Raw genomic sequence first — 26,714 nt, 5'->3', positions numbered from 1 at the left:
CTTATTCTTCATAGCTTATACCCCAGACTTTGTGCGTCAGCCCCCTTGTGTCCCCCGAGTTTATCCAATATCTATTAAAATTCCCACCCGAGGTTTACTATTTCGTATTGTGAATATAATGCATATAGGCTTATGCCTATTGGTCATTTTAATCTAAATCTAAGCTAATGAAAAATAGCCTTTTAGTACTGTTTGTCGGTATATTATTATTGCCATCAGTACAACTATCCGCCCAAGTCCAGCAACTCCAGATGAAAGACTTTGTCATTTACAGTGCCAAGGAATTAAAGCTGAACGACAAAACGTCTATTAAACCGGATACAGCCACCAAGGGGAATATTGGGAGTAAAGAGAGTATCAATCTAAAAAAAGGCTCAACCATTACCGCCAATCTATTCAGTAGAAGTACCATTGACTTAGACAAAGAGATAACGATTGAAGGCGATATTAGTGCGAATAACTATAAAAAGGAAAATGGTGAAATACTAAAAGGAGACAAAGGAATCAAGATCAAAGGGAATTTACATATCAATGGTAATATTAAGCTCACCAATGAAGGAAGCACTGTTCAGGGTGCTGTGAAACAATCCACCGGCTCCAGTTATAGCGGTCCTACTCCCACTGGTGGCATTACCAGAAGCAATTTAGTATTACCCTTATTTCCTGTACTACCCGTAATCAATTATTACACAGCTGGCGCAGGAAGTACCAACAGTTCTATTAGTTTATCCCCAGGAAATTACGGAAATGTCAATTTAAATAGCGGACAAACCTTAACCTTAAATGGAGTGGGCACCTATACTTTTAAATCCATTACCAGTAAGGGAAGTGGGAAAGTAAATATTGTCTATAATTTCAACAATGCCCCTACTGGACATTTCAGGATATTCGTCACCGAGAAAATACAATTAAAAAATATTAGCACCAGTGCCATTAATGGAGGAAGCGCCAAAAGAATTTTCACAGAAGTTCATTCTTCCAGCTCAACAGACAATGACGGGGACGATGAAAACAATGCCTTCTTTCTATCTAATGAAACCACAGGATCTGGAACAATTTGGATGGGAACTGTTTGGGTTCCTTATGGGAAAATAAAAATCAAGTCTATTGAAAAAGGAGGCACTTCCAGATTCATTGGAGCTATTTGGTGTGGCAATAAAATCATTATTGAAAACAATACTGAAATTGTTTATGCCCCATTAAAATTTGATCCCAATAATATCTCACCGTATTATCCGCCTCCCGAAACAGGAAAAACCACTGACTTAATTGGGGCAGAACTTACACAGTTAACAACCAATGTTGGACCTATTACTAGTATTCCAGCTAATAATATTTTTACCATTGACAATACCAATGTAACTATTGAAGCGGTAGCTATAGAAGGACAAGAAGCTGCATTGTTAACCTATTTACAGAGTCAGGGATTGAGTAATACCGTTAACAATGGTACAGGCTCTTTAACCATTACGGGATCATTGCCCATCAACAATCTATTAAATTTAAATCAACAAACATCGTTACTTCGTTTTTCAAGACCCTTGTATCAACCCTTAACCAAATCGGGTTTAACTACTTCTCAGGGTGTTTCCGCTATTCGTTCTAATATGGCGAAGTCGGGTTTTAAAGTGGAAGGCAGTGGGGTAAAAATTGGGGTACTTTCCGATAGTTATAATACCATTCCAAATGATCCGGCACTAGCAGATGTAGTGAATGGGGATTTACCCGGCGTAAATAATCCCAACGGAAACACAACTCCGGTGCAGGTTTTATTAGATTATCCTTTTAGTAAAAAATCGGATGAAGGAAGAGCGATGTTGCAAATTATTCATGATATCGCTCCCAAATCTTCACTGGCTTTTAGAACCGGATTCATTAGTCCCGGAGATTTTGCACAAGGCATTAAAGATTTAGCCAACAATGGATGCAATATTATTGTGGATGATATTACTTATATCACAGAGCCCTTTTTTAAAGATGGGATTGTAGCTAAAGCGGTAGATCAAGTGGCCGCTGCAGGTGTTACTTATATTTCTGCCGCAGGCAACTATGGTAGCAAATCGTATGAAAACACTTTTTCACCTACCACACCACCCATAGGAACGGCAGGTCAAGCACATAATTTTGGAAGTTCCATTTATCAAAAACTCACATTGGTTCCTGGAACCTATACCATTGTATTGCAGTGGGAAGACAATGTGTATTCGTTGGGCGGAAACAATGGTGCACAAACCGATTTGGATATTTATTTAGCCAATAATGACGGCTCTACTTTGTTTGGATTCAACCGAAATAATATCAATGGAGACCCAATTGAAGTATTGCCTTTCACTGTAAATGAAAATACAGAAACCAATATCCTAGTAACCAAAACAGCAGGCAGCAATGTAAAATTCAAGTATATTATTTTCAGAGGCGAAGCGGTACTTGAACCAATTACGGGATCAGGTAAAGGAACCATCGTTGGACAGGCTAATGCAGCGGGAGCTATTTCTGTAGGTGCTGTATTATTTACCAATACCCCACAGTATGGAGGGGTACCTACTGTTGCTTCGTTTTCTTCCAGAGGAGGCATCATGGTAAATAATGTAAACAGAAACAAACCTGATATTGCTGCTCCCAATGGAGTAAATACCACCGTAAATATGGGTGGACAGAATATTGATGGAGATGGATTCCCTAATTTCTTTGGCACTTCGGCTGCTGCTCCACACGTTGCGGGTGCTGTGGCATTATTAATTGAAGCCAAACAAAAATTCTCCAATCAAAGCATCACTCCTGCGGATATCAAAAATATTATGCAGAGTACAGCCTATCCCATGTATGGGGGCAGTCAGGCATATGCCTCTGGTGCAGGATTAATTCAGGCAGATGCTATGCTCAAAACCTTTGCAAAGCCTACCCCTAAACTAACCAAGTTAGAATCAATGGGAGATTCCAATTTTGTGTCGCTATCAAGGTTAAGAGTAAAGGGTGAAAACCTAACCAGGGAAACCAAAATTAAATTCAGAGGTGTAGAAATCCCTACCAACTTTATAGATGAGAATACGGTAACTGCGCAAATTCCAGCGTACACAGGGGGGAATCCAAGCATTCAACTCTTTACTCCTTCGGTTTCAATCAGCCAATTGGATGGAGGCGGTTCCGACACACTGAGATTCTTTGATATTCCTAAAAAAACCATTAGGGTCATTGCAGACAACAAAGTGAAAAAATACGGTGAAGCATTGCCAACGTTCACATTTAAAGTAAGGGTAGATGGGGTTTCGTTGGATTCAACCAATCTAACGCTTGCTGCATTAAAGTTGAACAATTTGCAATTCAGCACACCCGCTACGGATATGACAAATGTGGGTAAATATTATATTAAACCCGTTTCTCCTTTTAATAGTGCCAACTTATCTCCTGCAGATATGGCGCTATTAGAATTGTACAATTATGAATTTGTAGATGGCACTTTACAAATTAAAAAATTAAATATCAAAGTAACACCACAAGATAAAACCTTGGTGTACGGAGATAGAATTAGCAATATACAATTCAATTATGTTATTGACCCAGAGGCCACCATCAATGCCTCAGTGAAAAATAATTTAACCAGTTCATTGAAACAATCGCATGATGCCATTTTAGATACCAGCGTAATTGCATTGGTAGATTCCAGAGCTATCGTGAATTCAAGAGCCATCGTAAACTCCAGAGCCATTGTGAATATGGGCGTATTGGTAAGTAGTAGAGCGATAGTGAATTCAAGAGCCATTGTAAACTCTAGAGCCATCGTAAACTCCAGAGCCATTGTGAACAATGTACCTGTTTACGATACCACCATTGTAAAAGATACTACGAAAGTAATTGATGTGCCTGCTTCAGTAGTGCTAGACTTTAACTATGATGAATCCACGCAAACATCCTCATCTACTTTAACCAGTAGTAGAGCCATCGTAAATTCAAGAGCGATTGTGAATTCAAGAGCCATTGTGAATAGCAGAGCCATTGTAAATTCAAGAGCAATTGTAAATGGAACCTATAGCGGTGAGCCATTGGCAAATAGCAGAGCCATTGTAAACACCATTGCAGACGTGAACAGTAGGGCTATTGTGAATGCGAATACAGTAGCAGGTGAATCGGATACCAGCAATATCAAAGTGGCTGTTATTATAGATCAAACCGATGTTGATTTCAACAGAGATGAAACACTTATGCAAGATCCAATTGAAGCATTCAAAGCGGTTAGCATGATTACAGGTACCACGGTAGGTCAACACTTCATTGTTCCAGCCGCATTAATGGCAGAAAATTTTGAAATCACTTATGAAACAGGTATTCTAAATATTACACCTGCCACCCTAAAAGTGGTAACCAAAGACACCACTGTAAATGCAGGTACAATACCAAGCTTCACCTACTCTATTAGTGGATACCAGTACAGCGATTCTGCTGCAAATGTAATTGCAGGTCCGGCTAGCTATGTGGTTAAAGATGGTACAGGAGCAGTAAGAGATATCAATACATTAACGGGTGGAAATTATACGGTAACTACCCAACTCAATTTAATAGCTCCGCCTCCGGTTGATTTCTATACAGGATTATTAGGAAGTGATTATGAAATTATTTCAGATCCAACAAGACCATCCAACTATATAATAGAACAAACAGACGGAAAGCTAACTATAGGAACTTCAGCCTTTACGGTTACTCCATCAGCCCCTGTAACTGTGAACAATTCACCAGGATTGTGTTCTGCTTGGGTACCTATTAATAACCCAGTCATTTCCAATAGTACAAGTGCTATAACCAGTACTACGAATAATGCTCCAGGTGTATTCCCTGTAGGAACTACTATATTTACCTGGACGGTTATCAATGCTGCTGGGGATACGGTTCGTGCCAATCAGCAAGTAACAGTTGTAGATACGGAAGCACCTGTTATACTTTCTGGTCCAACGAAATCTTCAGATATATTTTTCCCATCGGGAGGTAGTACGCCTAATTCCTCATGGGCTCCTCTGATCAAATACTTCACTGATCCACTACCTGCGGGATCCGTTGTTACTGGAGCGAAAGTGGTATTTACAGCGGTTGATCAGGGATGGGGCTATTCAGGGGGTGACGCAAGAATTCATATAGCTGATACGTATATCGGGTATGGCATCTTACAACATTATTCAACCACGCATACCATTAGTTTCAACGGTATCTTCCCCAACTATGTATATGGCGGACAAAATACCTTGAAAATGTATTTCATTGGCTATCCTGGATGGGAAGGATTCTGGCAAGGCGGTACGGTAACTTTATATTATAGATATGGTGGTAATTTAGATAGCATAACAGTAGCCACTTCCAACTTGGTTCCACCTCCTGATCCAACACAGGTATATGCTAGAGATAATTGTACGGCAACAGTGGTGCACGAATCGGATGCAAGTACAGCTGCGTCCGCAACTGGTGCTTATGAAATTAGAAGGACTTATAAAGCAACCGATCCTGCAGGTAACACAAGTTCGGTTTCACAAATCATAACGGTAACTGGCAAGGACATTATTGCCCCCACTGCCATTGCTCAACCGGTTACGGTTACCTTAGATGGAACAGGAACTGCTACGGTTACGGCTACACAAGTAAACAATGGAAGTTTTGATAATTTTGGAGGACCATTAACTTATAGTTTCTTACTTCCTGGTGCCAATAACAATGGCCAAAGAGTTACCACTGTAAATAGTGGTACAATTGCGGGAAGAAGTATTACTGGATTAACGTATACGCACAATGGGCAACAGAAAACCATTACTCCAGCGAATGCAATAAGGTCTACCCTTGTGTTATCAACCCTTACAGCAAACCCAGTACCGGGAGGTCAGGCCAATCGCTTCTGGGATTTATCTGCTAACGCCATGAGTGAATCTGCTGCTTTAAGAGTATTGGGAGATTTTGATATAGGCACGGCGTTTCAAGATTGTGGAGATGTAACTCCGCAAAATCACCAAGTAGTATTTGATAATCCAATTGTACCTGGGGCAGGTCCTGAAATTTTCATTGTGCATGGTGGATTAGTGAATGATATACAAATATTGGACGTTGCCGGAAATGTAGTATTAACCATTCCTGCAAGTGAAATCAATAACAGTTCTTCTGTTTCTATGGCTGCGGGTAGTGTGTTTAATGGATTCTATTTAAGGAATAAATCTCCCTTTGTTGTAGAACACTTAGGTACGCATTACAATATCCAATCAAGAGTGTTGGCATTGGATATCAATTTTGACGAAATACCACAAATTGGTGGTATCCGATATGGTGGAGGGTATTCTGGAAACTGTAACTATGTTTACGAAATATTTGGTATACAACCTCCTGCTTCTACCGTATCACAAATCGTTTACACCAGTGCAAATATTGGCGCAAACCCTGTAACCTTACAAGTAACCGATGCAGCTGGCAATAGTGCTATTGCTACTCAAACCGTTACAGTGGAATGTAATCCAACGCTACCTTGCCCTGCCAATATTAGTGTTAGTACGGATGCCAATAGTTCTACAGCTGTTGTAAATATCCCATTAGCCACCACTACTCCTTGCGGACCCATATTGAGTGCAACCCTTCCGGGTTATACCTATATAGGTGTTCACAAAGGAAGTGCCTATTATCTGTCTAATAGCCCAAGTACTTTTGATGTTGCCAATACAAATGCAACCGCTCGAGGTGGGCATTTGGTTACCATTGGTTCAACAACTGAGAACCAATTTTTAGTGAGTAATGTTCCCTCAGGTGCCTATTGGATAGGGTTAAATGATATTGCTACAGAAGGCAACTTTGTATGGGCAAATGGAGAACCCGTAACCTTTACCAATTGGAGCTTCATCTATGGCCAAGAACCCAATAATTATCTTGGGCTGGAAGATGCAACCATCATAGGTATTGGTGATCCCAATTCAAATGGCAGATGGAATGATGTACCAGTATCTGATAACTGGAGACATATTTTGGAAATCCCCAACATTGGGGGCGTAAGACAACAAACGGCTGGTATTGCAAGTGGTAGCGTCTTCCCACTGGGAATAACTAACAATACTTATATTAACACGAACGCAAATGGTGTGCAGACTACCTGTAATGTAACTATAACAGTAGTAGATAATATTGCACCAACTGTTAACTGCCAACCCATTACCGTTGTATTAGACAATAGTGGAATGGCTACGATTACGCCTTCTCAGGTGAACAATGGCAGCACCGATAATGTAGGCATTGTAACAACTAGTTTGAGTAAATCAACTTTCTATTGTTCAGACCTAGGTAATGCTGCCATGAAATTTACCCAAACCCCTGATGTAGTAGTTACGAATAATGCTGCCAATCTTCCACTAGGTAATAGTGCAAGAACCATTAGTGCCTGGATCAATCCAAGTGTTATGCACAACAACTGGGGCATTATAGGGTATGGTCAGGGAGCAGTATATGGTGGTAATGCGAATGGTGAACTATTTGCTATTGGCTTACAAAGCGGCAATCGATTAACATTCTGGGGTGGATATGCAGATTTTGTTTCACCGGCCGTAGTTCCTATGAATACCTGGACCTATGTGGCGGTTACATTTGATGGTTTCAGCGGAGTGCTTTATATGAATGGCCAGTCGTATCCGTTTAACCCAACTGCTTCTCATGGGTACCAATTGTTCACGCCAGCAAGTAAGTTCTTTGTAGGTGCCGAAACCACTGATAATGGCGCAACATATCGATCTCAATACGAGGGTTCAATAGATGATGTAAAAGTCTATAGCAGAGCCTTGACGCCACTTGAAATTGCATTGGACATGCAAGGAACTAGTCAAACCAACCTGGTATTAAATTATACATTTAGTGAGGGATTGGGATCGGCTATAAACGATGCGGTTAACAATAGCAATCCGGCTACATTGCTCAATGGTAGTGCATCCAATTGGATCAATAGAAATCAAGTGACAACTACATTAACCTTAACAGATGCAGCTGGCAATACATCCTCTTGTACAGCAGTGGTTAACGTAACCGATCCAGGCGGCTATTGTGCTGTATCAGGTGCTACTGTGGTGAATACAGCCAAAGTAGTTCCATTGGCAGAGTTAATTGTTCCCATTAATCAATCTAAAGTGTATCCGAATCCTGCACGGGAAAAGATAGTAGTTGAGTCTAAATATGCTTTAACGAGTACGCAACAAATTATATTAGTTGATGCTGCAGGCAGAATAGAGCCACAAAGCAGAACCAGACTATTAACGCCGAATAGAGCTGAAGTAGAAGTAACGAAACTATCTAAAGGAGTACATTATATTAAACTTGTAAGCCAACACGGAATAGAAACACTTAAATTCATTAAATTGTAATAAAGCGAAAAGAATATATGACAATAAAAAGGAGTTTACTGGTCCTATTATTATTACCTTTTTCCATTGCCTATTCACAAAAAGACAGTCATAAAATTTTTACAAAAGAAGACACGAGCAGGGTAAACCTGCTTTTGTCTTTGAGTAAAAGCAAGTTTAGCGAAGCGCCCGACTCTGCCATACAGATTGCCACGCAAGCCAAAGAATTAGCAGCAGCTGTTAATTATAGGGAAGGATTGGCCAATGCGTTAAAAAATATTGGCATTGGTTATTATTATCAGGGCAAAGACGTGGAAGCCTTAGATTACTGGAAGCAATCACTGGAAGTATTTAAATCAATCAAAGACGAAGTAGGCACATCCAATATTCTAAATAATATCGGTGCCATTTATTTTAATCAGAAAGATTTAACCAATGCACTTACCTACTATTTACAGTCTTTACAATTAGCAGAAAAGACAAAAGATAAACTCCGCATTTCATCGGCACTAAATAATATTGGGGGTGTTTATTTTGAAAAGCCAGCAACGCACGATAAAGCATTGACGTATTTTTTAAAATCGCTGCCGATTAGTGAAGAATTAAAAGACAATGAATCAATCGGAACCACGGCCGCCAATTTAGGAGAAATCTATTACGTAAGAAATCAGGATAGTCTGGCATTGTTTTATTTTAACAAAGCAGTAAAAGCATTCAATGATTCAGAGAATAGCCCTTATGCCTATAACAACTTAGGCAAAGTGTACGATCGGCAAAGAAAATTTAACCTAGCGATTTATTACCATCGAAAAGCATTAGAAATTGCCCGCAAACTGAATGGCACATTGGATATTGTGCAATCCTTAATGGGTTTGGCCAAAACCAATATGTCTATGAAGAATTGGTCGGCGGCATTGGTGCATTTAAAGGAAGCAGAAAAAATTGCTTTTAAACACCAGTATTCTGGAGAATTAAAAAATGTGTACGAGTCTTTTGCTAGCGTGTATAATCAAACCAGCGATTACAAGAATGCATATGTATATCAATACAAGTATGCAGCCATTAAAGATACGTTGTACAATATAGAAACAGACCGAAAATTAGGAAGCTTACAATTCGATTTTGAAATACAGAAAAAACAAAGTGAGGTAGATTTATTAACCAAGGACAATCAGTTACAAGAAGAAAATATAAAGCGACAAAAATTTGCCAAGAATGCATTTTTAATAGGACTCTGTTTAATCTTGATCATTGCTATCATTACTTATCGCAACTATTTAAGAAAAGTAAAGACCAACAAATTATTAGATAAACAAAAAGATGAAATTGAAGGATTGCTCTTGAATATTTTACCTGCAGAAGTAGCGAAAGAATTACAAGCCACTGGAGAAGCAGAGCCCAGACATTTTAATGAGGTAAGTGTTTTGTTCAGTGATTTCAAGGGTTTCACAGCACATGCCGAAAAAATGAGCCCACAGGAATTGGTGAAGGAACTAAACAATTGCTTTGTTGCATTTGATGAAATTGTAGGTAAGTACGATTTAGAAAAAATCAAAACCATTGGGGATGCCTATATGTGTGCGGGGGGTATTCCGGTAGAAAAAGAAGGACATGTAGCCAATATTGTAAAAGCCGGAATAGAAATGCAGGAATGGATACAACAGAATAATGAACAGCGACAAAAAAGAGGATTGCCCGGATGGGATTTACGAATCGGAATTCATGTAGGACCATTGGTAGCGGGCGTGGTAGGTAAAAAGAAATACGCTTATGATATATGGGGGAGCACCGTAAACATCGCCAGTAGATTAGAGAGCAACGGCGAACCAGGCAGAATCAATATTTCCTCGGCCATTTATAATCAAATTAAATTGGACTACTCCTGCACTCACCGAGGAAAAATTTACGCCAAAAATGTTGGGGATATAGACATGTATTTTATTGATTAAGTAAACGAAAATGTAGTTCTTTCAAGAAAATAAAGCTATTTAATGTTGCTTTTTTACTTATGCTGTAAATTTCCTTATTCTACTTTCAAAATTTTTTGCACGGATATAATTTCTTTTTTTCTTATTAACCTGAATGATTTCCAAGAAACCAAATTTAACTAAGCTATTCAAATCAGCTCTGGCTGTAAAATTAGAAATACTGAATCTTGATTCTATTTCTTTAATGTTTAATATTCGTTCAGGATCATCATGAATTAATTTAATAATTTGAGCCATTCTTTCGTTTACACCTGGCAAAGACATAAACTGTGCTGCTTGAAAGACTTCTTTTTGCTTTTTATTGATATAAACTTTTAGTGCATCAAAAGATTTTTCCAGCGTTTTAATATGATAGGTTATAAAATAACTCAAATCATTACCATCTATTTCTGAATATAAAAATGATTTCTCGTATTGTGCTTTTGTATCCTTTATGATCCGAGAAATAGATAAGTACTCTGTGAGCCAGTATCCCTGCTTTAGCATATACCAATAAAATAATGCACGAGCAGTTCTACCGTTACCATCTACGAAAGGATGAATCCATCCTATCATAAAATGTATGATACACCCTTTGATAATTGGATGAATAAAATATTCTGATTCTTCATTACAAAAATCACATAGATCTTTCATCAATAGTTCCAGCTCTTCATAAGATGGAGGTTGATGAACCACTTCACTTGAACTGTGATCTACAACAAATACATCATTGGAATTTCTAAACTTGCCCTCTTCCTCTTTTTTCTCTAGTGTGTCTTTAACCATTAATTGATGCAATGCAAGTATCCTATCTGATGTTACTGATTGATTTTTATGCTGAACAATATGTTTCATCGTAATAAAATTATTCAGAATCATTTGTTCAGATTTATTCGTAGGCTTTTGTTCTCGCTGAATCATTTCTTTTGCTTTCTTTCTAGTTGTATTTGCACCTTCCATTTGACTGCTAGAAATAGCTTCTTCCATTATTGAACTAATAATAAACTTGTTTTTATCCGTTTCAGCAATCCCTATATTACTACTTAAATTGCCTCCGATATTCAAATCAAAATGATGCAACGCACGCTGCATAAAATCAGTTACAACAAAACTGAATGTATAATTTCCAAAAGAAACACTTGTACTTCTTAAACGTCTGTGCAACTTAACCGCTTTCCATACTTTCTCAGGATCATATGGTTTCGATTTATATTTTATCTTATCCCAATACAGATAATCATCTTGAAAAGTCTTCAACAAACCCTCAAAATTCAAACTTACCATTAACTCGATGGTATCATTATCTTCAATATGATTAGGCGCTTTCTCAATCATGTAAAAGTAAATATGGATAAAATTAGTAAAAATTGCGAGATTATTGCAATTTCTCGCAATTTCATCAAAAATGAAATTCTCTGATGAATTTCACAAAACATGAAACTCAATTAAGTCAAGGGAATACTTAATCGTAATGAAACCGACATTGAAGGATAATGCATTTTTGATCCACGCCTTTTTTCCCATCCATTTTCAGTGAATTCAAAATGCATACCTACAAATCAAATTTTCTTGTTTGACCTTTTTCTATTTGATCTATAGATTCACGAAGTCTGTTTCTATTTGCAGCCGTAGACAATAAGTGACCTGTTTCTGTAAGAGAATTATATTCTTTTAGCGAGAGGATTACAACCGCCTCTTCTTCAGCTGTTCTTGACACAATTAAAGTGTCCGATGAATTGGTCACTTCATCTAAATACTTCTTCATTCATTTTGAAATACTATTGGTATATTTTTTCCGCCATTTTTCAAAAAAACTATAAAGGCCTCCCCCTCAGTGGAACACCTTGTGGAACAATCCCACAAAAAAACAGCCCCTCAAAACTGAGGAGCTGTCAAAATATTTATTTTTAGAATCGAGATTATCTCGCGCTAGAGCTGAACGGCACCTTCCACAAGCACAGTAACCTTATTATTCAAAACCTCTACAAAACCGCTCTGGATAGAATATTTCTCTATTTCTTTTTTATCCTTCAAAATTTTCAGGTTACCCTTACCCAAGGCACTCACCAACGGAGCGTGCTTATCAAGGATTTCGAATAAACCACTTATACCAGGCAACTGTACACCGTACACTTCCCCACTGTATAATTTTTTTTCAGGTGTTAAAATTTCAAGAATCATAAATTACCCTTTAGCTAGTTCAAATTAACCTTTCTACTCTAATTATCCTTTTGCTGCTTCAATCATTTTCTTACCCTTCTCAATAGCATCATCCAAAGTACCTACTAAGTTGAAGGCTGCTTCAGGATACTCATCCACTTCACCGTCCATGATGGCGTTGAAACCTTTGATGGTATCATCAATGCTAACGAAAACCCCTTTCAAACCAGTGAACTGTTCAGCTACGTGGAAAGGCTGAGATAAGAAACGCTGTACTTTACGAGCACGCTGTACGGTCATTTTATCTTCTTCGCTCAATTCATCCATACCAAGGATAGCAATGATATCTTGTAGTTCCTTGTAACGCTGCAAAATCAACTTCACACGGTTAGCTGTTTCGTAGTGCGCTTCACCCACAATAGCAGGCGTAAGGATACGAGAAGTAGAATCCAATGGATCCACCGCAGGATAGATACCTAAGTCGGCAATCTTACGGCTTAATACAGTAGTCGCATCCAAGTGAGCGAAAGTAGTTGCAGGAGCAGGGTCAGTCAAGTCATCCGCAGGTACGTAAACGGCCTGTACAGAAGTGATAGAACCATTCTTGGTAGAAGTGATACGCTCTTGCATCAATCCCATTTCAGTTGCAAGGGTTGGCTGGTAACCTACCGCTGAAGGCATACGACCTAACAACGCAGATACTTCAGAACCTGCCTGAGTAAAACGGAAGATATTATCAACGAAGAACAAGATGTCCTTACCTTTTCCAGTACCATCACCATCACGGAAGTATTCCGCAATAGTCAATCCACTTAAAGCCACACGAGCACGAGCCCCTGGAGGTTCGTTCATCTGACCAAACACGAAAGTTGCTTTAGAATCTTTTAGACCTTCTAAGTCAACCTTAGAAAGATCCCATCCACCTTCTTCCATGCTATGCTTAAAGCCATCACCGTATTTCATGATACCCGCTTCAATCATCTCACGCAATAAGTCGTTACCCTCACGCGTACGTTCACCCACACCAGCGAATACAGAAAGACCACCGTGACCTTTCGCGATATTGTTAATCAATTCCTGAATCAATACGGTTTTACCTACACCCGCACCACCGAACAAACCGATCTTACCACCTTTTGCATAAGGCTCAATCAAGTCGATAACTTTAATACCAGTAAACAACACTTCTGTTGCAGTACTTAGGTTTTCGAAGCTTGGTGGCTTAGCGTGGATAGGACGACCATTACTCTTATCTAACTGAGGAAGACCATCAATTGCATCTCCAGTTACATTAAACAAACGACCGTTAATGCCTTCTCCAACTGGCATAGCAATGGCCTTACCTGTATCTACTACAGCCATGCCCCTTACTAAACCTTCTGTACCGTCCATTGCGATGGTACGTACACTGTCTTCACCAAGGTGTTGCTGAACTTCAAGAACTAGCTTATCGCCATTTTCCTTGGTTATTTCTAAAGCGTTATAGATTTCAGGTAGTCCTGCATCGTCCTGAAAATGAACGTCTACAACCGCACCGATAATTTGTTTAATCTTCCCTGTTGTTGCCATAAATGGTTGATTTGGCCGCAAAGGTAAGGGTAAGGCACAAAAAAGGCGAAGGAACTAGGCCTTTTTTTTCTTGAAAAGTGAAAAGAGGGACTGAGCAACGGGAACCAGTTTTAAAATATTCCATGCTCCGGCAAGGCTGGCCGTGGTTAAAACCGCTGGAACAATGGCTCCGGAAGCCTTTTTAAAGAGTTGGTGGGGGATTTTAGCCGCCCGCTCACCCAGGTCTTTCTCCTGACTGGCCAGGTGCCCTTTTAGCTGGGCGATGGCATTCTGGAGGTCTTGCTGGTTATTTATGGAGGGGGTAGAAAAAACAGACATAGCTAAGAGTATATAATTGGTAAAGGAAACGCGATTAATTGTGAGTTTGAGACGGTAATTTTATTGAGTACTATTTAAAAAGATTCTTGATTATAGAATTTCGAACCGAAGAGGCAATGGCTTTTCGAAAAATCAGCACTACCAAGGCCAATCCCAGGAAAAATGCAGCCACATACCCGAAGCCCTTCACCAAACTACCAGTGAGGTCGGTTAAATAATAGGCAGCCATAATCCCACCGAAAATAAGGGCAAAAACAAACAAAGTACCCAATATGCCCATCAAGGCACCGGCAGCCAGTTTGTCGCTGACTTTGTCTGCCACTTGCATTTTGGCCAACAGGATTCTGTTCAGGATATAATCTTCCAGTTCTTGTTTGGCGTCGGTAAAAAAAGTATTGGTATCTGACATGGCTATGCTTCAGAAATTTTGTTTTCTAATTCTTTAACCAACTGCTTGGCTTTGGCAAGCAGCTCTTCCACATTCTCTTTGGCTTTGCCATAGGTTTCCTGCATATCTTCCTGTATTTCATCGGTATCAATATTCATATTGGCCAATAATTCTTTTCCCTTATCGGAGGATAAGTATAAAGCCAATGCTGAACCAGCCAACACTCCCAGTAATAAGCCGGAAATGAATTTATTGTTCTCGCTCATAAATAATACATTTGATACAAGTTACGAAAAATGCACCAAGACCATAAGATAAACCGCTACATTTTTCTAGGCGTCATGTTATTGTTCGCTGCGTTTTTGTTTTATACCCTAAAACAATTTTTCACTGCGTTCCTTGCTGCCACTATCTTCTATGTATTGAGTAAATCCACCGTAGAAAAATTGGTAAAAAAAAGAAACTGGAGCAAAACAGCTGCTGCTGTTTTAGTGATTGTGGTTTCCTTCTTTATCATTCTCCTACCCTTCACTTTTTTAGTGGGAATGATATATAAAAAAGCCTTATTAATTGCCGGAAATACGGATGCTTTTTTAGCTCCCTTACAAGACTTAGATCAGCGATTAAAGGCAGACTATCATTTTGAATTGTTATCGGCTAAAAACTTAAGTGGCATGCAGGGATATGTCACTGATTTTATCAGTGGTTTATTAAGCCAAGGTTTGAGTTTATTAAGTGCTATTGGCATGATGTATTTCATTTTGTTTTTCATGATTACAAATCTGAACAGAATGGAAGCAGCCATTGTATTTTATTTGCCTTTTAAGCGCGAAAAAATCATGTTGTTCGCGAATGAATTGCAAGCGCAAACCGTAAGCAATGCCATTGGGGTTCCTTTGATTGCATTAATACAAGGTGGATTGGCCTGGCTGTATTATTTATGGGTGGGATTACCAGAGCCTGGTTTCTGGGGCGTACTTACAGGATTGTCATCGGTGATTCCTATTATAGGTGCCGGTTTAATCTGGGTACCGGTAAGCGTTTACATGATGGCCAATATGGGATTGGGATACGGCATTGGACTGATTTGCTGGGGAACTTTTGTAATGGGCATTATGGACAATGTAGTCAGATTTGTACTGGCTAAAAAAATGGCAGATGTGCATCCCTTGGTAACGCTATTGGGCGTAATTATGGGCTTACAATATTTTGGTATTACCGGATTAATCTTCGGGCCACTACTGATTTCTTATTTCCTGATTTTATTGAAAATCTACTACCAGGAATTTCAGCACGACCCTACTATCATCAAGAAAAAGAAAGTAACGAGTAAGCAGTTCAAGCTTCCGTTTATGAAATAAAACGAGGCTCTTGAATGGAATTAAATTTTTCGTACGAGAATACTATTGGAGCAAATTGAAAATGAACCCTGCTGCCAATGCTCCTAAAATTGGGCCTGCAATGGGAACCCAGGCGTATCCCCAATCTGTGTCGGCTTTGTTTTTCATCGGCAAAATCATATGCATCATACGAGGACCCAAATCACGCGCAGGATTAATGGCATAACCCGTTGGGCCGCCAAAACTCAAACCAATTCCTAACACTACTAAAGCTACGGGTAATGCATCTAAAGACCCGAGTGCCTGCTCTCCTTTTGTGATGAATAAAACAGCAATCATAAAAATCATCGTTGCTAAAAATTCAGTGATGAAATTTTGAACTGGATTGCGAATAGCAGGATCGGTGCAGAAGCAAGCTCTTTGTGCGAGTCCTTCGCTGCTATTAAAATGATCTTTGTATATAAGGAACACTGCCAATTGACCTAACATGGCACCTAGCAATTGCGCCAGTAAATATTGCGGCACCATGGCCCAATCAAACTTGCCTAAGGAAGCCAATCCAACTGTGACTGCTGAATTCAAATGCGCACCACTAGAAGCCGCCGCCATATACACGCCAATAAAAACAGCCATACTCCAGCCAACTGTGATGGTAATTAAACCTCCATTGTTTCCTTTGGTTTTGTTTAAAACCACGTTGGCTACTACGCCATTGCCGAAAGCAATGATGATGGCCGTACCAATTAGTTCAGCGATAAATGCATTCATGGTTTGAATTTAGGGATAATTCTGTTGAGTTGCGCAGGCGCTGAAATTTCAATGTATTGAAATTTCAGTGGACGATGTATTGTTGGGCTAATTGAATAAAGGATTGAATTTGCGCTTCTCTTTGTGCATCGGACCAGTGCAATTCTTTTTGTAAAATTTTTGCGACAGCAGGAGCCAATTCTATAGCTGCTCTAGCATCTAGGAAGAGCAGTCTATTGCGGCGCGCTAGAAAATCTTCCACGGTTTTAACATAGTTGCAGCGCGCCGCAACAACCACATCCACTACACGAATAGCGGAAGCTTCATGCGCTTGCGCTGCATTCGCTGTCGTCAAATGCGTCGCCACATAGGCTTGCCCAACAGCTGCTGGCAACAGTACTGCCCCCATCGCAGGATCTGCCGCCACCAACTGCTCCGCTAATTTCTTCGAAGCCCCTAAATCCCCAATCGGAAGTTCTTTTGTAATGCATTTTTTTTCAACAAAAGGCTCCCCCTTTTTTGCAGCCAATTTTTCAGCAGAATTTTTATCTAATTTTTTTGCGGCTTTCCCCCCTTCTAATTTTCCTACAAACACAGCATTGTTCACTGCATCTTCCGCCATTTTGCGATAGGTAGTCCACTTCCCTCCCGTGATGGTAACCATTTTACTCGGAGACACCACCAAAGTATGATCGCGAGAAAGCATCGACGAAACCGTTGTGCCTGCTGCTTTTACCAGCGGTCTTAATCCCACAAAAACACTGAGCACATCTGCTTTGGTAAGTTGCGCATTGCAATAGCGATTGAAATGATCGAGTAAGAAAATGATTTCTTCAGCTAATGGCAAGGGCTCTACATCAATATGATCCACATGGGTATCGGTGGTACCCACTACCACTTTGCCCTGCCAAGGAACCGCGAACAGAACTCTTCCGTCATCGGTCTTCGGAATCATTAAGGCATTGGTCCCCTTAAAATGTTTGGCATCAATTACAAGGTGAATGCCTTGCGAAGGATAGACCAAGGTGTCGGCATGCGGATCATCCATTTGCAAGACCGCGTCGGTAAAAACGCCCGTCGCGTTGATCACCGTTTTGCAGCGCACCACACGGCGCGCCTTAGCCTGAGGCCCGCCATCCGCAACATCATCTGCACTCGCAGCAACACCAGCAACCGCGATACCCGCCCCCAGCATGTCTTCCAGCTCCACTCCTACAATTACTCCCTTCTCCTTAATAAAGCCCACCGCCTTTGTATAATTCATTACTTCAGCGCCATGACGCACGGCCGTATGCACCAAATCAATACAGAGTTCAGCATCATTGAATTGACCATCGTAATACAAAATGCCGCCCACTAGTTTATTAGGATTCAATGCAGGCAATAACTCCAGCGTTTTCTTCCGAGAGAGTAATTGGGTTTTGCCTAGCGATAATTTTCCTGAAAGAATATCATAGACTTTTAGTCCAACACTATAATAAAATTTTTCCCAGAGGCTGAAAACCGGTACCACAAAGAGTTGCGTACCCGTTACATGTGGCGCATTTTTGAGTAACCTACCGCGCTCGGCTAACGCCTCGCGCACCAATTTAATATTCCCCTGTGCCAGGTACCGCACACCCCCATGCACCAACTTAGTGGAGCGGCTGGAAGTTCCTTTCGCAAAATCATATTGCTCAACTAGCAAAGTTTTGTATCCGCGCGAAGCTGCATCTACCGCGGCGCCGCAACCCGTTGCGCCGCCGCCAATAATCACGATATCGTATATAAGATTCAAATCATTCATAGACGCAACTAGAAATAGGTATTCACTGCAAATTCAAATTGATTGATGAATATATTTTTGAAAGGAGATATATTATTTAGTTCATAGAATACCAACATCGCTTTCTTATACTCAATAGAATCTACCGTTCTAAAAGAAATGGGACAGTACTGATGATTCATCAAAATAGCATTGCTAATGATTCTAGCCGTTCTTTTATTGCCATCCGCAAAGGGTTGTATATAAGAAATCAATACCAGAACCAGTAAAGCTTTTTCAAATACATTTTCTTTTTCATTGATCAAAGCACACATAGCTGTCAATGCCTCTTTAATTTGAAATGCATTATCCAATGGCTTATAATTGGTACCAGTAATACCCACTCTACCGTTTCTAATATTTCTTTTAATGTCTAATTCCTTCACCAAAATACTATGGATATCTTCAATCGAAGAAACAGTAATAGGTTCAATATAATTCGTATGCTCAATAATGAAATCTAATGCAGCTTTATGATTCAGCAACATGGTCGCTTCCTCTTTTGTTTTGCCGGCAGCTGTTTCTTTGTCTTTCAACAATCTTTCTGTTTCTAATAAAGAGTAAGTATTTCCTTCAATTTGCGATGACTTCCAACTTAAATCAATGGCCAACCTTTCCATCTCTTTGTTGTACTCTGTTTCAGACAATTTGGATATATTGGATGCAAACTTTTTCTGTAAAATATGTAAATGATCTAGCTCTGCTTTTGTAAAAATTGAAATCGCATGAAGTGTTTGGCTAATCAAATCGATATTGAATTTCTCCAAAATATTTCGCTCGTCAATTTCTTTTTCAAAATATTGTTCAAGATGAATGGGTCGAATCATTTTATAAGCAGGACTCATTTCATATCGTCTGCTTTTCAGTTCTCCAATAAGAACTATCAACTCCTCTGCTACTAAATCTTGAAGCTTTCTGCGCAAAGTAGCTACACTTATTTCTAGCTTTAACCCATCCAAAATTACCTGTGAAGTACAATTGGGATGCTCTTGAATAAATTCAAGAATCTCTTCTTTTCTATTTTCAGATTTTTTGGGCATTTAATTTTATCAATCATAAATATATGATTTATCAATCAAAAAATCGGTCAAATGATTGATAAATTGAATTCTATTGATTGATAAAATAGAAGTGTGTTTATAATCAATTGATTAATCTTCCAACTTTCTGAAGCTATATTCAACAACCAACCCTCTGGAATCAGTCCATCAAAAAATGGGAATAATCTTTTACTAATATATGGCTGCTTACGAACAGGCATAGTAAAACTGACAAACAAATCAGGATGATTTTTTGCATGCTTTTAAATATAAAATTACAAAATCATAGATTGCACCGCTGGCCCTAAAATCCGCCCGTCTCCTAATAATTCATCGCCGCACCTACCGCTTTTGCCCAACCCGCAGCTAGTTCGTCGCGTGAAGCCAAAGACATAGAGGGAGTAAATACTCGATCACGCTCCCAGATACTTTGAATCTCTGAAACAGAACCCCAGTAGCCAACGGCCAGTCCGGCTAAATAAGCCGCACCCAGTGCCGTGGTTTCCACCGTAGTAGGACGTACCACCGAAGTTTGTAATAAATCACTTTGAAACTGCATTAGGGTATTGTTAACCGTTGCTCCACCGTCCACGCGCAACTCTTTGATAGAAATACCTGCATCGGCTTCCATCGCTTTCAACACATCCATGGTTTGATAGGCAATGCTTTCCACTGCAGCTCGCGCAATATGCGCTCGGGTAGTACCGCGTGTAATCCCCACAATCGTACCGCGCGCGTGTTGATTCCAATACGGCGCTCCCAATCCCGCGAAAGCCGGCACCACATAAACGCCATCAGCAGAAGACACTTGTGCAGCAAGGGTTTCCACTTCTGCAGAAGAACGAATGATTTGCAAACCATCGCGCAACCATTGCACCACGGCCCCTGCAATAAATACAGAACCTTCCAATGCATACTGCGTAACACCATTGATTTGCCAGGCAATGGTAGTTAGCAATTGATTGGTAGAACGCACAGGTTTCTCACCTGTATTCATCAACATAAAACAGCCCGTACCGTAGGTATTTTTTACCATGCCCGGCTGGGTGCATTGTTGACCAAACAAAGCGGCTTGCTGATCACCTGCAATCCCTGCAATCGGCACGGGATGCGAAGTCAAAATACTTTGTGTAGTACCATAAATTTCACTGGAACTTTTTACTTGGGGGAGCATGGCTGCCGGGATATCGAAGAGCTCGAGTAATTCGCGATCCCACTGCAAGGAATGAATATTGTAAAGCATCGTACGCGATGCATTCGACACATCGGTAACATGTACTTGACCGTTGGTGAGTTTCCAAACCAACCAGGTATCAATGGTACCCATGATGAGTTCACCCTTCTCAGCCAAGGCACGAGCACCCGAAACATTATCGAGTATCCACTTCACTTTGGTAGCAGAAAAATAGGCATCTATAATCAACCCTGTTTTCTCTTGAATCATCGCTGCATGACCTGCAGCTTTTAAAGAGTCGCAATAATTGGCGGTTCTTCTATCCTGCCAAACAATGGCATTATACACAGGAACCCCCGTAGTTTTATTCCAAACCACAGTGGTCTCACGCTGATTCGTAATACCAATAGCTGCAATATTTTGAATGCTCAAACCCGCTTTGGTAATGGCTTCTGCGGCAACACCAATTTGGGTACTCCAGATTTCATTGGCATCGTGCTCTACCCAACCGGGTTGCGGAAAAATCTGTGTGAATTCTTTTTGCGCGGTAGAAAAAATCGCCCCGTTTTTATCAAATAAAATGGCACGGCTACTCGTGGTTCCTTGGTCAAAAGAAAGGATATACTGTTGCATAGAAAGCTTTGCAACAAGATAGGAAAAACATAGTCAATTTAGTTTTTTGAATTTCGCCTTTTTTTGTACAGATTAATAAAGAACACAATTGTAGTGCTGATTCCAATAATACCCACCAGCCCATAAACAATACTGATCTTTTCCCTTACAACAACAAGCATAACAATCGAGATTAACAATATCGTTGGTACTTCATTCCATAGCCTCAATTGCTGGCTAGTATAAGGAAACCATTTTCTAGCATGATGCTGATAAATTACATGCAAGGATGCTTGGTAAAGAAATAAGAGTAAAACGAAGAAAATTTTGAGCCATAACCAGCCGGGAATGAAAGGATAGTATAAGAGAAGGGAAATACCCAGTACAAAAGTTATAACAGCAGAAGGCAATGTTATTGCATATATAAGCCGTCGAGTCATTATCTCAAATTGAGCAAGCAATATGCTTTTTTCATCCACTGGCTTATCAAATGCCTCACGTTGATAAATAAACAGTCTGCATAAATAAAACATTCCGCTGAACCAGGTCACCACAAAAATGATATGCAAGGCTTTTATATAGAAGAAATTCATGCTACTATGTATTTATCAAATGAGCAATGGCATCTATCCACAAAGCATCCGTATTTAGGCAAGGAACAGTAACATAATTTTCACCACCAGCTTCCTCAAACTCTTCTCTGCCTTCTACATGTATTTCTTCCAATGTTTCTAAACAATCACTTACAAAAGCAGGTGATACAACAATTAAATTTTTAATCCCCTTTTTAGGAAAAGTTTTTAATTCCGCTGCAGTATAGGGTTGCAACCACTTATCGCTACCCAAACGTGATTGGAATGAAAAGCTAAATCTACCTTCGGGTAACCCTAAATATTGTGCAACCATTTCTGTGGTAACTTTCACTTGATGACGATAACATACTGCATGTGCATCAGAAGCAATTTCACAACAATTATCACATTTGGCACAATGATTTTTTGTTGGATCGGTCTTTTTGAGATGGCGAACAGGTATACCATGGTAACTAAATAATATATGGTCATGTTTCTCTTTCAAGTATAGACGAATGGATTCTGCCAATGCTTGAATATATTTTTCATCCTTATAATAAGGCTTAATAACTGAAAGACTAAATGCATACCCCCCCCTTTCATGATTAGATATTACATGCTTAACTGCAGTTTCGTAACTACTCATGGCGTAGTGCGGATACAAGGGAAGGAAAACTACTTCTTCCGCATCGGGATGTTCCCGCTGAATGGCATCTAAGGCAAATTTCGGCGTTGGATTTGCGTAACGCATACAAACATACACAGGTATATTTGTTTTTTGATGTACCAAATTTGCCAACTGATTGGTAATCGTGATTAAAGGGGATCCTTCTTTTGTCCAAATGGTTTTGTATTTTTTGGCACTCTGTGGAGCCCGGAAAGGAACAATAATTCCCTTGACCAATAGGTATCGTATAAAATAAGGAATATCAATTACCCTTTCATCCATAAGGAATTCATCCAGATATTTCCTTACATCTTTTGTAGAAGGGGAATTAGGGGATCCCAAATTTCCTAGCAATAGAATTTTCTTGGCCATAACATTATAACGCTTTACTGAATTGTTGTTTTGCTGTACCTGTTTTAAAAAGGTATTGATCTATAACAGCTGTAATGTTTCTAATGAATAATCTTCCTTCAGGTTGAACAGTTAGGTTTTGATCATTCCAGCGAACCAATCCATCTGCTTCCATTTCACTCCATTTTTGCTTAATGAAAAGAAGATGCTCCGCTGAAAAATGGGAAGAATCCAGCACCAATTTACCCTGACACATCAAGTCTAATATCAATCTGCGAATCTGACCATCTAATGCCGATAATACATGTCCATTCACAAAAGCCCAGTTCCCGGCATTGATTTTATCTTGATATGACTCAACTTCTTTATCATTTTGGGCAAATCCTTCCCAACTATCACTAATACTAGATGTACCTAAGCCAATCAGTAATTTGTTATTCGTGGTAGTGTACCCCATAAAATTTCGGTGCAAACTCCCTTCATCATAAGACTTGACCAATTTATCTGAGGGCAAAGCAAAATGATCCATACCTATACTTTTGAATCCTGCTTCACTTAACATGGCATTCCCCAAACTATACATAGCAATCTTTTCTGCCGCAACCGGTACATCAGCATCGCTGTATCTACGTTGGCCTTTAGACTTCCAAGGCACATGTGCATAGGAATAAAAAGCAATTCGATCTGGCATCAATAATTTTGTTTGCGCAATTGTATGTTCAATAGAAGCCAGTGTTTGTTTGGGCAATCCATAAATCAAATCCAGATTCACGCTTTCAAAACCCAACTGACGCGCTTGATCAATTACTCGTTTTGTTTCTTCAAATGTTTGAATACGATTGATAATATACTGAACATCATAGTTGAAATCCTGAACACCCAAACTGATACGATTAAACCCAACAGATCTAAGTGCTTCTAAATGCTCAAAGGTTGTATAATTGGGATGCACTTCAATACTGAATTCATGATCTTTTACCACTTCAAAGTTTTTCACCAATCCTTGGATCAATTGTTTCAAATGTTCGGGTGAAAAAAAAGTGGGTGTTCCTCCGCCTAAATGAATTTCACGAATAATGGGTTTGCCAGGAAAGACATTCAAATACATCTCCCATTCTTTTAAAACAGCAGCAAGATAGGGGGCTTCTGTACCATGGTTTTTTGTGATTCTTTTATTACAGGCACAATAGGTACACAACTCTTCACAAAAGGGCAAGTGAATATAAAGGGATAATTCATTTTGTTCCTTTACAAATCTGTTATTGATTGTTTCTAACCATTTATCCGTAGTAAACTGGTCCTTATTCCAATAGGGTACCGTTGGATAACTAGTATACCTAGGTACGGGTACATCATATTTATTTAATAGTTCAATCAGATCTTTTTTCACTTACATAGTTTTTATGGCTTGAATCGTTTTTTCAATTTCTGCATCTGAGATAGCTGCAGAAACAAACCAGCTTTCAAATGCTGCTGGAGGGAGGTAGATACCCTGATCTAGCATATGATGAAAGAATCGATTAAAAAGGGGAATATCCGTTACGGCTGCCTCTTCAAAGTTGCGAACAGGATGTTCTGAAAAGAAAACACTAATCATGCTGCCCAATTGATTTATCACCACTGGTATTCCTTTACTTGAAAACGCATTTTTTAACCCTGAAGCCAATGAACTGGTTGTTTGTTCAAGTTGATGATAAATAAAAGTATTATTCTTTAAGATGGATAGGGTTGCTATACCTGCAGCCATCGCCAATGGATTCCCACTTAGTGTACCTGCCTGATAAACTTTCCCCACAGGAGCTAAACATTCCATTATTTCTTTTTTACCTCCAAATGCTCCTACGGGTAGTCCTCCTCCAATTACTTTACCAAATGTTATAAGGTCTGCCTGCACATTCAATTTTTCCTGCGCACCTCCGGCAGCCAATCGAAAACCCGTCATTACTTCATCAAAAATGAGCACAGTATGATGGGCTGTACAAAGCTTTCGCAAACCTTCCAAGAAGCCACGCTCAGGTAATACACAACCCATATTTCCTGCAACAGGTTCTACAATAACTGCAGCTATATCCTCTTTATATTGGGCAAACAATGCCATCACACCCTCCAAATCATTATACTTTGCCGTTAGTGTATCCATAGCTGCTCCGGCAGGAATACCCGGTACGGTCTGAATATCAAAAGTTGCCAATCCACTTCCCGCTTTCACTAAAAAAGGATCTGCATGTCCATGATAGCAACCCTCAAACTTGATGAACTTATTTTTACCTGTATACCCCCTTGCCAATCGCAAAGCACTCATACAAGCTTCTGTGCCACTGCTCACAAAACGGATGAGCTCAACATTTTGAACCAATGACTTTACGAGTTCTGCCATTTCGGTTTCCAGTTGTGTTGGTGTACCAAAAGAAAAGGCTTTCTCGGCTTGCAATTTTACCGCTTCTACTACTGTGGGGTGATTATGTCCCAAGATCATAGGACCCCATGAATTTATATAATCAATATAGCTGTTTCCATCTGCATCATACAAATAAGCCCCTTCCGCCCTTTCCATAAAGACTGGATTCCCACCTACACTTTTAAATGCACGAACGGGAGAATTCACGCCACCTGGAATGGAAAGCTTAGCATTCGCAAATAAAACTTCACTCTTTTGCCTTTTACTACTCATTTTCATTTTATGCATTGTTTATTAAGCGAACAATATCTTTAGCAAAGTAGGTGGCAATTAGGTCTGCACCTGCTCTTTTTATGCTTACTGTAGTTTCCATGATTGCCTGATCCTCATTCAACCATCCTTTTTGAGCAGCCGCTTTTATCATCGCGTATTCACCACTTACATGATAAGCGCTAACCGGAATATGGGTAGCATTTTTTACTTCGCGAATAATATCTAGATAAGAAAGTGCGGGCTTAACCATAACAATATCTGCCCCTTCATTCACATCTAAAAGAACTTCTTTAACCGCTTCTAAACGATTGGCTGGATCCATCTGATAGGTTTTTTTGTCCCCAAATCCGGGAGCAGAATCAAGCGCATCTCTAAAGGGACCGTAGAAACAGGAAGCATATTTTGCGCTATAACCCATGATACCTGTATTTTGATAGCCTGCAGTTTCTAAAGAGTGGCGAATTGCAGCAATTCTCCCATCCATCATATCGCTGGGAGCAACAAAATGAGCCCCTGCTGCTGCATGACTAACTGCCATTTTTGCTAATATGGCTATGGTCTCATCATTAATAATTTCTTGCTCTTTTACAATTCCGTCGTGACCGTAACTAGAATAAGGGTCTAATGCAACATCCGTCATGATCAACATACCAGGCATCTGCTTTCGAATGGCTCTTATAGCCGTCTGCATCAATCCATCTTCACGAAGTGCTTCTGTTCCTTCATTATCTTTTTTGGAGTCAGGGCATTTAATAAATAACAAAACCGAACGAATGCCCAACTCGTAAAGTTGAAACACTTCCTCCAATGTTTTATCGAGGCTTCTGCGATAATAACCTGGAAGGGATGGAATATCTTCTTCCACATTTTCACCCTCCACAATAAAAAGGGGAGCAATTAAATGTTGTGGTTGCAAAATGGTCTCCTGAACCATTTTTCGTATGGAAGCGGATGCACGAAGTATTCTTGGACGATGAATCATGATGGTTATT

The 26,714-nt window shown here is 39.7% G+C and carries 20 protein-coding genes; 3 read left to right on the top strand and 17 right to left on the bottom strand.

What is annotated here, in order from left to right; genetic code table 11:
* The first annotated feature begins 167 nt into the window (after positions 1–167).
* Both TEGAF0_RS13250 and TEGAF0_RS13245 read left to right on the top strand, forming a co-directional pair.
* Positions 168–8,360 carry a LamG-like jellyroll fold domain-containing protein gene (locus TEGAF0_RS13250; RefSeq protein WP_264898936.1) on the top strand — a complete coding sequence of 2,731 codons (8,193 nt, stop codon included), beginning with the start codon at positions 168–170 and terminating at the stop codon, positions 8,358–8,360.
* A gap of 17 nt (positions 8,361–8,377) precedes the next feature.
* On the top strand, positions 8,378–10,288 hold the full coding sequence (locus TEGAF0_RS13245) for an adenylate/guanylate cyclase domain-containing protein (protein WP_264898935.1): 1,911 nt from the start codon (positions 8,378–8,380) through the stop codon (positions 10,286–10,288).
* A gap of 57 nt (positions 10,289–10,345) precedes the next feature.
* Here the strand turns inward: TEGAF0_RS13245 and TEGAF0_RS13240 are convergent, their stop codons facing one another.
* The 7 genes from TEGAF0_RS13240 to TEGAF0_RS13210 form a co-directional block, all read right to left on the bottom strand.
* A complete protein-coding gene (locus TEGAF0_RS13240) occupies positions 10,346–11,644 on the bottom strand; it encodes a Fic family protein (protein WP_264898934.1) in 1,299 nt (432 codons plus the stop codon).
* 217 nt (positions 11,645–11,861) lie between these two features.
* Positions 11,862–12,074 carry a type II toxin-antitoxin system Phd/YefM family antitoxin gene (locus TEGAF0_RS13235; protein WP_264898932.1) on the bottom strand — a complete coding sequence of 71 codons (213 nt, stop codon included), beginning with the start codon at positions 12,072–12,074 and terminating at the stop codon, positions 11,862–11,864.
* Between the two features lie 164 nt (positions 12,075–12,238).
* A complete protein-coding gene (gene atpC, locus TEGAF0_RS13230) occupies positions 12,239–12,490 on the bottom strand; it encodes an ATP synthase F1 subunit epsilon (protein WP_264898930.1) in 252 nt (83 codons plus the stop codon).
* A 42-nt stretch (positions 12,491–12,532) separates the two neighbouring features.
* Positions 12,533–14,038 (bottom strand): F0F1 ATP synthase subunit beta, encoded by a 1,506-nt coding sequence (gene atpD, locus TEGAF0_RS13225; RefSeq protein ID WP_264898928.1) that lies wholly within the window; start codon positions 14,036–14,038, stop codon positions 12,533–12,535.
* Positions 14,039–14,092: 54 nt separating this feature from the next.
* A complete protein-coding gene (locus tag TEGAF0_RS13220; RefSeq protein WP_264898926.1) occupies positions 14,093–14,356 on the bottom strand; it encodes a hypothetical protein in 264 nt (87 codons plus the stop codon).
* Between the two features lie 70 nt (positions 14,357–14,426).
* On the bottom strand, positions 14,427–14,765 hold the full coding sequence (locus TEGAF0_RS13215) for a phage holin family protein (RefSeq protein ID WP_264898924.1): 339 nt from the start codon (positions 14,763–14,765) through the stop codon (positions 14,427–14,429).
* A gap of 2 nt (positions 14,766–14,767) precedes the next feature.
* Positions 14,768–15,010, bottom strand: coding sequence for a YtxH domain-containing protein (locus TEGAF0_RS13210; protein WP_264898922.1), 243 nt, complete (start codon positions 15,008–15,010; stop codon positions 14,768–14,770).
* A 30-nt stretch (positions 15,011–15,040) separates the two neighbouring features.
* Here TEGAF0_RS13210 and TEGAF0_RS13205 point away from each other — a divergent pair, with 30 nt between their 5' ends.
* Complete coding sequence (locus TEGAF0_RS13205; protein WP_264898920.1) at positions 15,041–16,105, top strand: AI-2E family transporter; 1,065 nt, start codon at positions 15,041–15,043, stop codon at positions 16,103–16,105.
* A gap of 42 nt (positions 16,106–16,147) precedes the next feature.
* Here the strand turns inward: TEGAF0_RS13205 and TEGAF0_RS13200 are convergent, their stop codons facing one another.
* The 10 genes from TEGAF0_RS13200 to hemB form a co-directional block, all read right to left on the bottom strand.
* Positions 16,148–16,852 carry an MIP/aquaporin family protein gene (locus tag TEGAF0_RS13200; RefSeq protein ID WP_264898919.1) on the bottom strand — a complete coding sequence of 235 codons (705 nt, stop codon included), beginning with the start codon at positions 16,850–16,852 and terminating at the stop codon, positions 16,148–16,150.
* A gap of 64 nt (positions 16,853–16,916) precedes the next feature.
* Positions 16,917–18,617, bottom strand: a complete 1,701-nt coding sequence (locus TEGAF0_RS13195; protein WP_264898918.1) for a glycerol-3-phosphate dehydrogenase/oxidase — start codon at positions 18,615–18,617, stop codon at positions 16,917–16,919.
* A gap of 8 nt (positions 18,618–18,625) precedes the next feature.
* Entirely contained in the window at positions 18,626–19,675 is a 1,050-nt protein-coding gene (locus TEGAF0_RS13190; RefSeq protein WP_264898917.1) for a Fic family protein, read from the bottom strand.
* Positions 19,676–19,722: 47 nt separating this feature from the next.
* Positions 19,723–19,914 carry a HipA N-terminal domain-containing protein gene (locus TEGAF0_RS13185; protein WP_264898916.1) on the bottom strand — a complete coding sequence of 64 codons (192 nt, stop codon included), beginning with the start codon at positions 19,912–19,914 and terminating at the stop codon, positions 19,723–19,725.
* A gap of 83 nt (positions 19,915–19,997) precedes the next feature.
* A complete protein-coding gene (glpK, locus tag TEGAF0_RS13180) occupies positions 19,998–21,482 on the bottom strand; it encodes a glycerol kinase GlpK (RefSeq protein ID WP_264898915.1) in 1,485 nt (494 codons plus the stop codon).
* 38 nt (positions 21,483–21,520) lie between these two features.
* Entirely contained in the window at positions 21,521–22,054 is a 534-nt protein-coding gene (locus tag TEGAF0_RS13175; RefSeq protein WP_264898913.1) for a CopD family protein, read from the bottom strand.
* Between the two features lie 4 nt (positions 22,055–22,058).
* Complete coding sequence (gene hemH / locus TEGAF0_RS13170; RefSeq protein WP_264898912.1) at positions 22,059–23,072, bottom strand: ferrochelatase; 1,014 nt, start codon at positions 23,070–23,072, stop codon at positions 22,059–22,061.
* Between the two features lie 4 nt (positions 23,073–23,076).
* Positions 23,077–24,441, bottom strand: a complete 1,365-nt coding sequence (gene hemN, locus TEGAF0_RS13165) for an oxygen-independent coproporphyrinogen III oxidase (protein WP_264898910.1) — start codon at positions 24,439–24,441, stop codon at positions 23,077–23,079.
* A complete protein-coding gene (gene hemL / locus TEGAF0_RS13160) occupies positions 24,442–25,728 on the bottom strand; it encodes a glutamate-1-semialdehyde 2,1-aminomutase (protein WP_264898909.1) in 1,287 nt (428 codons plus the stop codon).
* A gap of 1 nt (position 25,729) precedes the next feature.
* Positions 25,730–26,704 carry a porphobilinogen synthase gene (hemB, locus tag TEGAF0_RS13155; protein ID WP_264898908.1) on the bottom strand — a complete coding sequence of 325 codons (975 nt, stop codon included), beginning with the start codon at positions 26,702–26,704 and terminating at the stop codon, positions 25,730–25,732.
* Positions 26,705–26,714 lie beyond the last annotated feature (10 nt).

Source organism: Sediminibacterium sp. TEGAF015, assembly GCF_025997995.1.
In the GTDB taxonomy this organism is placed as follows: Bacteria; Bacteroidota; Bacteroidia; order Chitinophagales; family Chitinophagaceae; genus Sediminibacterium.
Note: the sequence above shows the minus strand (reverse complement) of the source record. Positions and strands in the feature narration are given on the sequence as shown.